The following is a 15,021-nucleotide window of genomic DNA, read 5'->3' as shown; positions in this document are numbered from 1 at the left end:
ATTTCAGCTAAAATGAAAAGAGAGTTCTGCCGAGGAGGTATGATGATGGTAAAGGTATATATAGTAGAAGATGATGAGGTAATTCGTGATACGATTCAGAAGCATTTAAACAAGTGGGGATTTGAAATTGGTGTAGTGGAGGATTTTAATAATATTTTACAAGAATTCTTAGCTTTTGAGCCGCAACTTGTAATTTTGGATGTGAATTTGCCTTTCTTTGACGGATTTTATTGGTGTAATCAAATCCGGGAAGTTTCTAATGTACCAATTATCTTTTTATCTTCCCGAAATTCCCGTATGGATCAAATTATGGGAATGAACATGGGAGCAGATTATTATATTGAAAAACCTGTGGATTTGGATGTTTTAATGGCTCGAATTAACGCACTTTTACGACGGACTTATTCCTACGCAGATTTAGAAGAAGCAAATGTAATGGAACATAATAATGTTTTTCTGCATATTGATACAAATACACTGACACATTTAGAAGATAAAATCGAACTAACTAAAAATGAATTTTTAATTTTATATGAATTAATGAAGCAAAAAGGTAGCATAGTGAGCCGAGACGAAATTATGCGTGCACTTTGGGAAGATGAAAGCTTTGTAGACGATAACACACTCACAGTTAATGTGGTTCGAATTCGTAAAAAATTAGCAGAAATCGGCTTAGAAGAATTTATTAAAACCAAAAAAGGCCAAGGATATATGATTGAATGAGTAATGAACAGGAAGATGGCGCTAACTGATTGCGTACTTCCTGTTTTTCATAAATAAAGGAGGAATTAAATTGAAAATACTTGTTTTAGGCGGGACGCGGTTTTTTGGGAAGAAATTAGTAGAACGACTTGTTGCAGCGAGGCATGATGTTACGATTGGTACAAGAGGAAAAACAACAGATAATTTTGGCGATGAAGTAAAACGTGTTGTTTTAAATCGTGAATCTAGGGATGATTTATTTCAATTAGCTAAGGAAGACTGGGATGTTATTTATGATAATATTTGCTTCTCACCACAAGAAGCACTTTATGCAGTAGATGCTTTTAAAGGCAAAGTAAAACGATACATATTTACTTCCTCATTATCTGTATATAGTCAAAAAGGGCATGCCTTAGTAGAGGAAGATTTCAATCCAAAACAATATGAAATTGTCAGTGGTGATAAAGAAGATTTTGATTACGGGGAAGGAAAAAGACTGGCAGAAGCAGTATTTTTTCAAAAGGCATCTTTTCCAGTTGTAGCAGTACGTTTTCCAATTGTTCTTGGAATGGATGATTATACAAAGCGACTGCATTTTCATTTGGAACATATTAAAAACCAACAAGAAATTGGTATTAGTAATAATCAAGCAGAAATTGGCTTTATTACTTCTGATGAGGCAGCTCGTTTCTTAGAATGGATAGGTATATCAACAGAAATTACTGGACCAATTAATGCTAGCTCCAATGGAACCTACTCGTTAAATGGATTTATCAAAATGCTTGAAGCAAAAATAGGTCAGAAAGCGCTTGTTGAAGAAGTGACCGACGACGAAGATAATTCACCATTTGGGATTGAAAAAACCTATTATCTTGATAACTCAAAAGCAACAGAAGCAGGCTTTATATTTGATAATCTGCATGATTGGTTACCAAAACTAGTGACAAAAATTTTACAAGAAAATTAATTTGGAGGAAATAAATATTATGTTGAATTTTGAAGAGAAAAAAGCGTTAATAGAAGCAGTTGGTGGTTTTGAACTGCATGAAATTTCAATGGATCGTGTGAATGTACACTATCCTGCAAGCAAGCGCGATAAAAAAATAATCGTCAAACATTTACATCCTAATGGAAATGCATTTATTTATGCACCATTTTTAGAAGTAGAACCACTGGATAAACAAGGATATGTCAATGTAAAAGATTACTCCGAAAATGAAATTCGAGTGTTGCTAGAGGAAGCAAAAGAATATATGGATAAAGATGAAGCAGGCTATAAAGAAGGCCTTACAAAAATATATCAAGATAATCATGGGGATAAACTATCACTCATTTATGAGAATGAAATGTGGGTTATTTATACAGGCGAAAATTTAGAAGCCGTTTTTCCAACAAAAGAAGGCGCAGAGGGATATTTGCTTGACGAAGGATTTTCGGAAGTATAAATAACGGAGGTGAAATTGGGTGGAGAATTTAAAACAACTGCAAGAACGTGTAGCAGTCAGTGATGGTCGAGCAGAGGCAGATTTAGTTATTACTAATGGAAGAATAGTCAATGTCTTTTCAGGAGAAATTATCGAAGGAGATATAGCTATTAAAAATGGTTATATTGCTGGGATTGGTCATTTTCCAAATAGTGCGAACGCGATGGATGCAGCAGGAGAGTTTATTGTTCCAGGCTTTATTGATGCGCATGTCCATGTGGAAAGCGCCATGGTAACACCTGCTGAATTTGCTCGTGTATTATTACCAAATGGCGTAACAACTATTATTACTGATCCACATGAAATAGCGAATGTTGCTGGTGAAAGAGGCATTGAATTTATGCTAGAAAATGCAGAAGATGTGCCACTAGATATGTTTGTAATGCTTCCATCATCAGTTCCAGCAACAGAAGGAGAACATAATGGTGTGACACTCCATGCAGAAAAACTTCACCCACTATACGCACATGAAAAAGTAATTGGTCTTGCGGAAGTGATGGATTTCCCGTCTGTCGCAAAAGGAAACGCGGATATATTGACTAAAATTATCAATGCTAAAAAAGAAGGCGGCAGAATTGATGGACATGGGGCTGGGTTAACTAGCGCTGATTTGAATAACTATTTAGCTGTAGGAATTCGAACAGATCACGAAAGTACAAATGCCACAGAGGCCATGGACCGGTTGCGTGCTGGCATGTTTGTGATGCTCCGCGAAGGAACTGTGGGACGTGATTTACTTGCAACAATCCCGGCAGTCACTTCTAGAAATAGTCATCGCTTTTGTTTTTGCACAGATGATAAACTAATTAATGATTTAATTACAGAAGGTTCGATTAATTATAATATTCGCCTGGCAATTGCAAATGGTATAGAGCCAATCACAGCAATTCAAATGGCGACAATCAATGCAGCAAATTGTCATAATCTGCCATATTTAGGAGCCGTTGCAGCGGGGTATCAAGCTGACATTGTTTTTCTAAAAGATTTACAAACCGTAGAAATATCTAAAGTATTAAAAAATGGACAGGTTGTCGTTGAAAATGGTGTTAGAAAAGAAGCAGCCTTCCAACAACGAAAATCAACACAATTCGTATCACCAAAAATCAATCATCATTTAACACGAAAAGATTTAGAACTTCCCCTTAAAAAGGCAACGTGCTATGTGATTGGCATGCAACCAAATAGTCTATTCACAGAAAAACGAATAGAAGAAGTGTCTGTCCAAGCTGGCTTATTTGTTCCATCGGTAACTAAAGACCTACTTAAAATGGCGGTTGTCGAACGGCATCATGATACTGGTCATGTGGGTGTCGGTATCGTTAAAGGATTTGGTTTAACAGAAGGTGCGATTGCAACTACTGTCGCACATGATTCACATAATATTGTCGCAGTTGGTGTCACAGATGAAGCGATGGAAGCCGCCATTAATCATATAACAAATTGTGGTGGTGGAATTGCTGTAGTAGACGCATCTGGTAAAGTATTACACGATTTAGCTTTACCAATTGCTGGGCTTTTAAGCGATCGTTCTTTTGAAGAAGTGGAAGAGGATTTAGCCGGACTTATAAAAGCATTTAAACAAATTAGCCAAGCAACAGGATTTGATCCATTTTTAACATTGTCATTTTTAACATTACCTGTTATTCCTGAGCTTAAATTAACAGATCAAGGTTTATTCGACTTTGCTACATTCCAAATTATCCCCAACGAAGTAAATTAACGAAAGCGAGGAAATCCATATGAATTGGTGGAATTATATTAAGGATAAACGATTTTTCTTATTGTTTTTTTGTAGCATAATGTTTTTCGTTGGTGTACTAATTTCTATCGACCCTAACAGCAAACTTACACTAGGAAATTTCATTTATTTATATATTTTTGTCTTCGTTTTTTTACTTGCTTATCTTGTGCTAGGCTATTTCTTTAAATATAGTTATTGGCACGAGATGGAAGAATTAGTAAGTGGTGAAATGGAAGAAAATATTATTGAGCTTTTGCCAAAACCGCGAACTCGTGAACAAGCTTTTTTTAATCAATTGATGGCGAAAAAACATCAAGAAGAACTACGAGCTATTAGTAAATTACAAGATAAACAGCAAGAATATCATGATTTTATTTTATACTGGGTGCATGAAGTGAAGACTCCTGTTGTTGCAAGTAAGATGCTAATTAATAATCCTGATTTAAATGATACAAAAACGATTTTCCAACAAATTGATGAGGAATTAACAACGATTGATAAATTAGTTATGCAAGCACTTTATTTTTCAAGATTAGATACTTTTTCCAAAGATTATTTTATCCAAGAGCAGAATCTTGGAGTTGTAGTTCGCGAATCTGTCAAGCGCCACTCCAAACTTTTTATCGGGAAAAAAATGAAGCTGGATATACAAAATGTGGATCTGGATGTGCGAACAGATAGTAAATGGCTTGGTTTTATTCTCGATCAAGTTATATCTAATGCTTTGAAATATACAGCAGAAAGTGGCGAAATAAAAATTTGGTGTGATGCAGAAGCTAGTGGAAAAAAAGTTCTGCACATAAAAGACAATGGTCGCGGAATTAAAGAAGAAGATTTACCACGGATTTTTGAGCAAGGCTTTACAGGCAATACTGGTCGACAAGAAAAGAAAGCTACTGGTATGGGGCTATATCTTGCCAAACAAATGGCTAAAAAATTAGGCCACGAAATTTGTATTGAGTCAAAAAGTGAACAAGGAACAGAAGTGAAATTGTACTTTGAGCAAAAAGATGACTATTTATTAATTGCGAAAGACTAGTTCAAGCTGTAAACCATATAAGTAGCTAAATAAAATAATGCAATATGATAGAAGCACTTTAAACCAGGTTCAATAGGTTAAAAGTGCTTTTTAATATCAAAAAATTTGTAGAAGCAGCGAATGTATCAATGTAAAAATGCCTCTTTATGGCTAACTCTTTGTAAAAACATTTATTTAGTTCTTTAAAATTTTTTGTAAAACAGTTGACTCTATCACTTTATCGTGGTAGAGTATTAGCAAGAAGAAGTGAAAGCGTTGATTAGAACAAGTAGAGCGTAATTCTTTTACAAGAGAGTCCTTGGTTGGTGCGAAAGGATAAAGATAGCGTTATCGAACACATCTAGGAGCTGGTTTGCTGAAAAGTGAGTAGTAGGTGAACTCGGGAAAGCCCGTTATAGCTTGTTAGTCTAGCACTAACAGAGGCTGGTACTGTGAAGTATTAGTAAATTGAGGTGGAACCACGTGAATATTATTCTCGTCCTCTTGGTAGTTTTATGCCAAGCGGACGAGATTTTTTTATGCTAAAAAGGAGCGAATTTAAATGGACTATATAACAGAAATTTTACCAGCATTACTTGATGGGGCGAAAACAACACTTTTGGTTTTTGCAGTGACCCTTGTTTGCTCGATTCCCTTAGGTGCTATTGTAGCAATTGGCAATGTCAGTAAAATAGCCCCCCTTAAATTTATTTTAAATATTTATATTTGGATTATGCGAGGAACCCCTTTACTTTTACAATTAATTTTTATTTATTATGGCTTACCAATTATTGGAATTGTTTTTGATCGCATGGATGCCGTATTTATTGCTTTTATTCTAAATTATGCTGCTTATTTTGCAGAAATCTTTCGTGGTGGATTTTTATCAATCGAAAATGGTCAATATGAGAGTGCAAAAGTTCTTGGTCTAACATATGGACAAACACTTCGAAAAATTGTCTTACCGCAAGTAGTCAAACGTGTACTTCCTGCTATCGGAAATGAAGTGATTAATCTAGTTAAAGACTCTTCATTAGTTTATATTCTTGGCATTGGCGATTTACTTCGTGCAGGAAAAATTGCGATGAGTAGAGATGTCACTTTAATACCACTAGTGTTAGTTGCAGCGATTTACTTAGCGCTAACAGCTATTTTAACTTTACTATTTAAACAATTGGAAAAACGTTTTAGTTATTATAAATGAGGTGAAAAAAATGTTGGAAATTAAAAATTTAACGAAAAAATTCGAGCAAAAAACGATTTTAGATAATGTTAATCTTTCACTTAAAGACGGAGAAATCCTCTCTATTGTTGGGCCTTCTGGTGGTGGGAAAACAACCTTGCTTCGTTGCATTAGCGGTCTCGAAAAAATGGATTCAGGAGAAATTTTGATTGACGGGGAAGTGGTTGATCCGATGTCTAAAAAGGATGTCGAAAATACTATTGGAGTTGTTTTTCAAGAGTTTCACCTATTTCCGCATTTAAGTGTGATGGATAATTTGATTTTAGCTCCTACACTAGCTCGAAAAACAAAAAAAGAAGCGGCTAAAAAAGAAGCAGAACGATTACTTAGTTTACTTGATTTAGCAGATAAAGCAGATAGCATGCCATATCAACTATCGGGCGGTCAAAAACAACGTGTTGCTATTGCCCGGGCACTTGCGATGAATCCAAAAGTGTTGTTATTTGATGAACCAACTTCAGCTTTAGATCCAGACTTACGTGACCATGTTGCATCACTCATTTTAAGTTTAAAACAAGTAGGTATTACACAAATTATTGTAACGCATGATCATGCATTCGCTGAAAAAATAGCGGATCAAATGTTAGAAGTAGAACCATTAAAAAAGGAGGCAATTTAAATGAAAAAAGGATTATTAGTAGCAGTAATGGCAATTTTTGTATTAACGCTTGTAGCTTGTGGGAAAAGTGAGGCAAAAGAAGACCAGTGGAGTAGAATTGAAAAAGATAAAGAAGTGGTAGTCGGTTTAGATGATAGCTTTGTCCCAATGGGGTTCCGTGATAAAGACGATAAGTTAGTTGGATTTGATATTGATTTAGCTAAAGCTGTTTTTGATGAATATGGTATTAAAGTTAAATTTACCCCTATTGATTGGTCTATGAAAGAATCAGAATTAAAAAATGAATCAATTGACTTAATTTGGAATGGCTATACAGTAACAGATGCTAGAAAGAAAAAAGTTGATTTTAGTAAGCCTTATATGAAAAATGAACAAGTCTTAGTAACGCTTAAATCAAGTAATATTAACAAATTTAGTGATATGAAAGATAAAACGCTAGGTGCCCAAAATGGCGCAAGTTCTATTGATGATATGGCTAAAAATCCAGAAGTACTAACTGATATTATTGCAAACAATGAACCAGAATTATACGATACTTTTGATGTTGCTTTTATTGATTTAAATAATAAACGTATTGATGGTTTAATTATTGATGAAGTCTATGCTCGTTATTATATTGATAAACAAAAAAATAAAGACGATTATAATATCATCACAGGTGGATTTGATGCAACCGATTTTGCAGTAGGCATGCGTAAAAGCGACAAAAAACTGCAAACAAAAATAAATGATGCGTTTAAAACTTTATATGACGAAGGAAAAATGCAAGAAATTAGTAAAAAATGGTTTGGTGATGATGAAATTGTAAAACAATAGCTAGATTGACAGTCAGTTTAAGTTCCTATACAATTTGAATTATAAATGTCGCAGCCGAATTGACGACCGTGCCAGACAGAAGGGATGAATTTTGTTGAATAAAGAATTGATTGTTCGCGGAGCTCCGCAAGAATATTTATGTCAAGTAGGTGCATGGGATACATTACCAAACCACTTAGAACGACGTGGCTTAGAAAATGTATTAATTGTTCGTGGAAATGCTTCTTGGGAAGTTGCCAAAAAGAAATTCCCTAAACTACCTGCTATTACATCTACTTTTGAAACCTATAATGGAACTTCTACTTATGAGGAACGTGATCGTCTAGTAGCTATCATGAAAGCTAATAAGATGGATGCTATTATTGCTGTCGGCGGTGGAAAAGTGGCAGATGTTTCAAAAGCTGCTGCAGCCGTTTTACGATTACCTGTAATTATTTTACCGACACTTGCGTCCACCTGCGCAGCATACACACCTCTAAGCGTTATGTATGATTCAGAAGGTGCGATGATTCGTTATGATGTTTTTGCAAGTAGCAATGCATTACTATTAATCGACCCGGAAATGATTCTTGATTCACCAAAAGAATTACTTGTTGCAGGAATTGGTGATACACTTGCAAAATGGTATGAAGCAGATGTGATTATTCAATCTCTTCCTATGAAATCAGTTGAAATTGAAATTGCCCACTTTGCTGCCAAAATGTGCCATGATAATTTGCTGAATTTTAGTGAAGAAGCTCTTTTAGCAATGGATAAACAAGAACTCAATGAAGCGTTTATTAAAATTATCGAAACAAATATTTTAGTTGGTGGAATGGTTGGAGGTTTTGGTGATGATTATGGTCGTTGTGCAGGAGCGCACTCTATCCATGATGCGCTAACAATGGTTCCAGAGACACATCATTTACTTCATGGAAATAAAGTTGCTTATGGCATTTTAGTCCAATTAGTGATTGAAAATAGATGGGATGAAATCGAACAATTATTACCATTCTATACAAAACTTGGCTTACCTGCTAGCTTATACGATATGGGGCTTGCTTCTCTTTCAGAAGAAACACTTATGGCTGTGTCCGAGCGGGCGACAGAAGAACATGAAACGATTCATATGATGCCAGGTGAAATGACACCTATCGTTGTTTTAAATGCAATAAAACAACTTGAAGAAAGTATGGCTGCGAAACGAGTGACTAAATAAACATGATGATACGAACAGAACAACCAAAAGACTACCAAGCTATTCGCCAACTGAATGAACAAGCTTTTAAGGGGACTGTTGAAGCGGATTTAATTGAACATATCCGAGAATCTGAATTTTATCAGCAAGGATTATCCCTTGTAGCAGAAGCAGAAGATGGCCAACTTATAGGATACATTATGTTTAGCGAAATCTCTTTAGAAACAGAAAATAAGAATAGGTTTATTCTAGCTTTAGCCCCACTCGCTGTTCTTCCAGAGTTTCAAGGGGCGAGAATTGGTTCTAAATTAATGGAAGAAGGAATTCGGCTATCACGAGAAAAAGCATATCCTGCAATTGCGGTATTAGGACATGCTGATTATTATCCACGATTTGGATTTAAAACTTCAGAAGCATTTGGAATTCCTTCACCATTTGATGTGCCAGCTGAATATTATATGTTATTAGAATTATATAATGGTAGCTTGGAAAATCTTCAAGGTGCGATTCAGTATCCAGAAGCATTTGCAATGAATGACTAATTAGAAAAAAAGGAAATAATAAACGAGCGGAACAAATTCTCAGAAGGGGATAAGTTCCGCTTTTTTGTCGTAATAATTCCCACAGAGCGGCGCAATTCCTTATCACGCAAGGCGATACTTTTTGTTTCTTTGAAAATGGCACCATCTAAAATCATTTCTGGTAAAATACTAATGCCAAGTCCAGCCCCAACTAAACCTTGAATTGTATAAAAATCTCGACTTTGGAAGGCAATTTCTGGTTGAAAGCCCTTTTTAATGGCAGTATTTGTAACTATTTTATATAAATCAAACTCTTCAGGGTAAAGCACAAATTTTTCATTAGCTAGTTCTTTGAGCGATACATTAAAATTGTCAGCAAGCGGATGTGTTTTAGGGACAATTAATTTTAGTTTTTCATCAAAGAAACGAATAGCTTCGAGTTGTTCACTGGATTCTGGTACAGGAGATAAGAAGCTAATATCTAAGACGCCACTAACAAGCATATCAGTAAGTTCTTCGTTTGTTCCTTCCATGAATTGATAAGTAATATGCGGATATTTTTCTCGAAAACTAGAAATAACAGAAGGCAAAACTTTGGTGGAAAGTGAGTTCGGTAAACCAACACGAACTGTTCCTTTAGTTGGATCGGTATATTCTGTGACGAGTGCTTCCGCTTTTTGTAGTTCATTTAAAGCAATAGCAGCTTGATTTAAGAAGTCCTGACCAACACTTGTTAGTTGCATATTTCTTCCAATACGGTCAAATAAAGGTACGCCTAATTCTTCTTCTAATTTAGTTATCTGTCTACTAACGGCAGATTGTGCTACATGCAAATTCTCACTTGCTTTTGTCATATGCTCTACTCGAGCTACTTCCATAAAATATTTCAATTGTCTAAGTTCCATGTGCGACCTCCAATTGTTCTCGAAATGAGATTGTTTTATTCTATTATATATATTGTTTCGATAAATGAAAAGGAATAAAATAGATACTACAAGAAATGTAAGGTAAACTAATTCGGAATTGAATTGTCAGTCAATTTGTACAATTCCTGTGATATATATTGGAAGATTCCATTTTTGAAGAGGAGGAACTAAAATGAAACAAACTAATTTACCAAAAAAGCACGGTCTATATAATCCGGAAAATGAGCATGATGCTTGTGGCATTGGATTTGTGGCTAATATTAAAAAGATTTCTTCTCATAAAATCGTTGAGCAAGGTATCCACATGCTTTGCCAGTTAAAACACCGCGGTGGAGAAGTTGGTGGAGATACAGGCGATGGTGCTGGTATTTTACTTGAGATTTCTGATTCTTTCTTTCGACGAGAATGTACTAAATTAGGTATTGAATTACCTGAAAAATATCATTATGCAGTAGGAATGTTTAATTTTCCACAAAATAAAACTGAGCGAGAACTTCTTATGGCGGAAGCAGAAAAACTAATTGCCGTAGAAGGACAGCTCTTTTTAGGATGGCGCAAATTGCCGACAGATGTAACAAAAGTTGGCGCTGGTGCACAAAAAACAGAACCAGCGATTTATCAACTATTTATTCAAAAAAATGCCAAACTAGACGAGGCCGGCTTTGAACGAGCACTTTATTTATTTAGAAAACAAATCGAGAAATTTGCCAGTACTTCAGAAAAAATAACAGAGACTTTTTATGTCCCTAGTCTATCTACAAGAACAATTATTTTTAAAGGAATGTTATTACCAGAACAAATTAATCAATACTATTTAGATTTAGCAGACTCAGCATATTTATCTGCTTTCGCGTTAGTTCATTCACGTTTTTCAACGAATACTTTTCCTAGTTGGGAACGAGCGCATCCATATCGTTATTTAATTCATAATGGAGAAATTAATACGCAACGTGGCAATGTTAATTGGATGAAAGCACGAGAGAAAAGAGCAGACTCGGCCCTTTTTGGTAAGGATTTAGCTAAATTACTACCTGTTATTGATGAAAGTGGTAGTGATTCAGCGACGTTAGATAATGCTTTGGAGTTTTTAATCCAATCTGGCCGTTCGTTACCTCATGCTGCTATGATGCTTATTCCCGAACCATGGGATAAAAATCCGCATATGACAGATCCAAAACGTGCTTTTTATGAATATCATAGTACTCTGATGGAGCCGTGGGATGGACCTACTTCGATTTCTTTTACTAACGGTCGAGTAATTGGCACGATTTTAGATAGAAATGGATTACGACCTGCTCGCTATTATGAAACAAAAGACCATACAATCATTTATTCTTCAGAAACAGGTGTAGTACCAGTGGATCCGAGTGAAATTATTCGCAAAGAAACCGTTGGAGCTGGAACCATGTTGTTAATTGATTTAGAAGAGGGAAGAATCGTTACTGATAAAGAATTAAAAGATAAATTAACAACAGATAAACCTTATCGTGAATGGCTAGATGAGGAAATGACAGAAATTGCTGACCTTCTAAAAGAAGAATTAGACTATCAATCAATGGAAAAATCCGAACGCTTTAAAAAACAACGGGCGTTTGGTTATACCCAAGATGAACTAAATAAAATACTAATTCCAATGGTTACTGAGAAAAAAGATCCAATGGGCGCGATGGGATATGATGCGCCACTTGCAGTTTTAAGCCAGCGACCACAAGTGTTATTTAACTATTTTAAACAACTTTTTGCGCAAGTAACAAATCCACCAATTGATGGAATTCGTGAAGAGACGGTAACATCTGCTATGACACTGCTTGGGGATGAGGGTAATATTTTAAATCCGACGGCAAAAAATGCTAAGCGAATTCGCTTGAAAACGCCGATTTTATCTCGGAAGGAATTCAATGCTTTGCTATCTCAAACAAAATTTGCCAAACCAACAGTAACACTTCCAATTTTATTTCAAGCGGAAGAAAGAGATGACTTAGATAAGACGCTGGCGAAATTATTTGCGATGGCAGACCAAAAAGTTGCAGAAGGAACAGAATTAATCGTTCTTGATGATGACGGTGTAAATGCTGATTTTATTGGAATTCCTTCACTTTTAGCAGTAAGTGGATTACATCATCATTTAGTAAAATCTGGAACAAGAACTAAAGTAAGTATCATTGTAAAAACTTCAGAAGCGCGAGATGTTCATCAATGTGCGCTTTTAATTGGCTACGGAGCAGATGCAGTTTTCCCTAGTTTAGCGATTGATACATTTGCTGGCTTGATACAAGAAGACCGCTTAAAAGGATTTTCTCTGGATGAAGCAGAGAGCCGTTATATTGAAGCGATTACGGACGGAATTCTAAAAATCATGTCCAAAATGGGTATTTCAACTGTTCAAAGTTATCGTGGCGCGCAGATTTTTGAAGCTATTGGTATTGGGGACGATGTTATTGCTAGCTTCTTCCCAGGAACTGCTTCTCAAATTGGCGGGATTCCACTTTCTATTATTGCGCAGGAAGCCTGGTTGCGTCATAGAGAAGCATATCATGATATTGGCTACCAAAGTTTTACTCTAAATACTGGTGGAGAATACCAGTGGCGCTCAAACGGAGAATACCACGCGTATAATCCGCTTGCAATTCATTCGTTGCAACAAGCTACAAGAGAAAATGACCGTGAAACTTATAATCTTTATTCTGATTTAATGCAAAATCAAAATAATGCATTTTTAAGAGGATTATTAACATTTACAAGTGATCGCAAACCGATTCCACTTGATGAGGTAGAGCCAGCAGAGGCTATTTTTAAGCGATTTAAATCAGGTGCAATGTCATATGGATCGATTAGTCAGGAAGCTCATGAGGCACTTGCTATTGCGATGAACCGAATTGGTGGGAAAAGTAATAGTGGAGAAGGTGGAGAAAATCCTAATCGTTTTACCCCAGATGCAAATGGCGACTGGCGAAGAAGTGCGATTAAGCAAATTGCTTCAGGTCGTTTTGGAGTGACAAGTCATTATTTAGTGAATGCAGAAGAATTGCAAATTAAGATGGCTCAAGGGGCAAAACCTGGAGAAGGAGGACATTTACCAGGGAAAAAAGTATATCCGTGGATTTCCAAAACACGTGGTTCAACGACTGGTGTTGGACTTATTTCACCACCTCCACATCATGATATATACTCCATTGAAGATCTATCACAACTAATTTTTGATTTAAAAAATGCCAATCAAAACGCTCGTATTAACGTGAAATTAGTTTCGAAAACTGGTATTGGGACGATTGCTGCTGGTGTAGCAAAAGGTAATGCAGATGTCATACTTGTTAGTGGTTATGAAGGTGGAACGGGGGCGGCAGCAAGAACTAGTATTCGCCATGCTGGTGTTCCATGGGAAATCGGATTAGCAGAAACCCATCAAACACTACTTCTAAATGGTTTGCGTAATAAAGTAGTTGTAGAAACAGATGGCAAACTAATGACTGGAAAAGATGTATTAGTTGCTGCAATGCTTGGAGCAGAAGAATTTGGTTTTGCAACGGCGCCACTTGTAACACTTGGTTGCGTGATGATGCGTGTTTGCCATTTGGATACTTGTCCGGTCGGTGTGGCTACTCAAAACCCAGAACTACGCAAGAAATTTAATGGTTCTGCAGATTATGTGGTAAATTTCTTTCACTTTATTGTAGAAGAGATGCGCGAGATGATGGCGGAACTTGGCTTTAGAAGTTTAAAAGAAGTTATCGGCCATAAAGAATTTTTGAAAACACATGAGAAAAAAGAAGCTCATTGGAAAGCGAAATACATCGATTTTTCGAAAATGCTTTATAGTGATGATTTTTATAAAAACCAAGTCCAATATTGTACAAAACAACAAGATCATAAAATAGAGCAAACACTTGATATGCGTGAAATTGTCCCATTAATTAAGCCAGCTTTAGAAAATGCAGAAAAAGTGACGGGTTCCTTTAATGTACGTAATGTCGACCGTGCCATTGGAACAATTGCTGGTTCATTTATAAGCAAGAAATACGGAGCAGCAGGGTTACCAGAAGATACAATCTCGCTTGAATTTACTGGTTCAGCTGGTCAGAGTTTCGGCGCCTATACACCACTTGGAATGACGCTCCGAATTCACGGAGATGCAAATGATTACTTCGGAAAAGGATTATCTGGCGGTAAACTAATCGTAAGTCCAAATAAAAAGACACCGATTAACCCACATGATTCAGCGATAGTAGGAAATGTAACGCTTTATGGTGCAACTGGCGGAGAAGCTTATATGCATGGTCGTGCTGGAGCCCGGTTTGCAGTAAGAAATAGTGGTGCAACAGCAGTCGTTGAAGGTATTGGCGACAATGGTTGTGAATATATGACAGGGGGCGCAGTAGTTATTCTCGGAGAAATTGGCGAAAACTTTGCAGCTGGTATGTCTGGTGGAAGTGCCTATATTTATACAACTAATAAGCAGAGCACGCAAGCAAAAATTAATCATGAACTCGTAAATAGTCGTGCTGTATCTACTAATAAAGAAGCAGCAAAATTAAAGCAGCTAATTGAACAACATGCTAGCTGGACCGGAAGTGAATTTGCTCAAATGATTCTTCAAAACTGGGAAACAGAAAAGGAGAACTTCCTGTTTGTTATTCCAAATGAATATGAGATGATGCTAACGCGGATTGAAACATTGGAGCATGCTGGTCAAACGCATGATGAAGCAGAATTACAAGCTTTTTATGAACATAAAGATGGCAAACTAACGGCTATTATGGCGAAATAGAGAGGAGTG

At 36.2% G+C, this 15,021-nt stretch carries 12 protein-coding genes and 1 other annotated feature; of the genes, 11 read left to right on the top strand and 1 reads right to left on the bottom strand.

Annotated elements, in window-relative coordinates; genetic code table 11:
- The first annotated feature begins 45 nt into the window (after positions 1–45).
- The 10 genes from virR (at position 46) to HCJ50_RS10230 (ending at position 9,342) form a co-directional block, all read left to right on the top strand.
- The gene (virR, locus tag HCJ50_RS10275; RefSeq protein ID WP_185347238.1) at positions 46–723 is read left to right on the top strand and encodes a two-component system response regulator VirR; all 678 of its coding nucleotides are present in this window, start codon (positions 46–48) and stop codon (positions 721–723) included.
- A 70-nt stretch (positions 724–793) separates the two neighbouring features.
- A complete protein-coding gene (locus HCJ50_RS10270) occupies positions 794–1,669 on the top strand; it encodes an SDR family oxidoreductase (RefSeq protein WP_185347236.1) in 876 nt (291 codons plus the stop codon).
- A 19-nt stretch (positions 1,670–1,688) separates the two neighbouring features.
- Positions 1,689–2,147 carry a hypothetical protein gene (locus HCJ50_RS10265; protein WP_185347234.1) on the top strand — a complete coding sequence of 153 codons (459 nt, stop codon included), beginning with the start codon at positions 1,689–1,691 and terminating at the stop codon, positions 2,145–2,147.
- A gap of 19 nt (positions 2,148–2,166) precedes the next feature.
- The gene (gene ade, locus HCJ50_RS10260; protein WP_185347232.1) at positions 2,167–3,906 is read left to right on the top strand and encodes an adenine deaminase; all 1,740 of its coding nucleotides are present in this window, start codon (positions 2,167–2,169) and stop codon (positions 3,904–3,906) included.
- 19 nt (positions 3,907–3,925) lie between these two features.
- Positions 3,926–4,966, top strand: a complete 1,041-nt coding sequence (locus HCJ50_RS10255; protein WP_185347230.1) for a sensor histidine kinase — start codon at positions 3,926–3,928, stop codon at positions 4,964–4,966.
- A 246-nt stretch (positions 4,967–5,212) separates the two neighbouring features.
- Positions 5,213–5,452: a binding site (T-box leader), on the top strand.
- Between the two features lie 55 nt (positions 5,453–5,507).
- A complete protein-coding gene (locus HCJ50_RS10250) occupies positions 5,508–6,149 on the top strand; it encodes an amino acid ABC transporter permease (protein ID WP_185347228.1) in 642 nt (213 codons plus the stop codon).
- 10 nt (positions 6,150–6,159) lie between these two features.
- Positions 6,160–6,807 carry an amino acid ABC transporter ATP-binding protein gene (locus tag HCJ50_RS10245; RefSeq protein ID WP_185347226.1) on the top strand — a complete coding sequence of 216 codons (648 nt, stop codon included), beginning with the start codon at positions 6,160–6,162 and terminating at the stop codon, positions 6,805–6,807.
- Positions 6,808–7,623 (top strand): amino acid ABC transporter substrate-binding protein, encoded by an 816-nt coding sequence (locus HCJ50_RS10240; protein WP_185381296.1) that lies wholly within the window; start codon positions 6,808–6,810, stop codon positions 7,621–7,623.
- Between the two features lie 91 nt (positions 7,624–7,714).
- Complete coding sequence (locus HCJ50_RS10235) at positions 7,715–8,821, top strand: iron-containing alcohol dehydrogenase family protein (protein ID WP_185347225.1); 1,107 nt, start codon at positions 7,715–7,717, stop codon at positions 8,819–8,821.
- Between the two features lie 2 nt (positions 8,822–8,823).
- Positions 8,824–9,342, top strand: coding sequence for a GNAT family N-acetyltransferase (locus HCJ50_RS10230; RefSeq protein WP_185347223.1), 519 nt, complete (start codon positions 8,824–8,826; stop codon positions 9,340–9,342).
- On the opposite strand, the gene HCJ50_RS10225 is transcribed toward HCJ50_RS10230, so the two are convergent.
- Positions 9,339–10,226 carry a LysR family transcriptional regulator gene (locus HCJ50_RS10225; protein ID WP_185347221.1) on the bottom strand — a complete coding sequence of 296 codons (888 nt, stop codon included), beginning with the start codon at positions 10,224–10,226 and terminating at the stop codon, positions 9,339–9,341. The genes HCJ50_RS10230 and HCJ50_RS10225 overlap by 4 nt on opposite strands.
- Before the next feature lie 193 nt (positions 10,227–10,419).
- Between HCJ50_RS10225 and gltB the strand changes: the two genes are divergently transcribed.
- On the top strand, positions 10,420–15,012 hold the full coding sequence (gene gltB / locus HCJ50_RS10220; RefSeq protein ID WP_185347219.1) for a glutamate synthase large subunit: 4,593 nt from the start codon (positions 10,420–10,422) through the stop codon (positions 15,010–15,012).
- The last annotated feature ends 9 nt before the right edge of the window (positions 15,013–15,021 follow it).

It is taken from the genome of Listeria immobilis (assembly GCF_014322765.1).
In the GTDB taxonomy this organism is placed as follows: domain Bacteria; phylum Bacillota; class Bacilli; order Lactobacillales; family Listeriaceae; genus Listeria; species Listeria immobilis.
The sequence above is the reverse complement of the archived record's forward strand: the minus strand, read 5'-3'. Positions and strand labels throughout refer to the sequence as shown.

What these genes read in the sequence shown, in the direction of transcription:
- virR (WP_185347238.1), top strand. Translation starts at nt 46, where the DNA reads ATGGTAAAGGTATATATAGTAGAAGATGATGAGGTAATTCGTGATACG.
- HCJ50_RS10265 (WP_185347234.1), top strand. Translation starts at nt 1,689, where the DNA reads ATGTTGAATTTTGAAGAGAAAAAAGCGTTAATAGAAGCAGTTGGTGGT.
- HCJ50_RS10255 (WP_185347230.1), top strand. Translation starts at nt 3,926, where the DNA reads ATGAATTGGTGGAATTATATTAAGGATAAACGATTTTTCTTATTGTTT.
- HCJ50_RS10250 (WP_185347228.1), top strand. Translation starts at nt 5,508, where the DNA reads ATGGACTATATAACAGAAATTTTACCAGCATTACTTGATGGGGCGAAA.
- HCJ50_RS10245 (WP_185347226.1), top strand. Translation starts at nt 6,160, where the DNA reads ATGTTGGAAATTAAAAATTTAACGAAAAAATTCGAGCAAAAAACGATT.
- HCJ50_RS10240 (WP_185381296.1), top strand. Translation starts at nt 6,808, where the DNA reads ATGAAAAAAGGATTATTAGTAGCAGTAATGGCAATTTTTGTATTAACG.
- HCJ50_RS10230 (WP_185347223.1), top strand. Translation starts at nt 8,824, where the DNA reads ATGATGATACGAACAGAACAACCAAAAGACTACCAAGCTATTCGCCAA.
- HCJ50_RS10225 (WP_185347221.1), bottom strand. Translation starts at nt 10,226, where the DNA reads ATGGAACTTAGACAATTGAAATATTTTATGGAAGTAGCTCGAGTAGAG.
- gltB (WP_185347219.1), top strand. Translation starts at nt 10,420, where the DNA reads ATGAAACAAACTAATTTACCAAAAAAGCACGGTCTATATAATCCGGAA.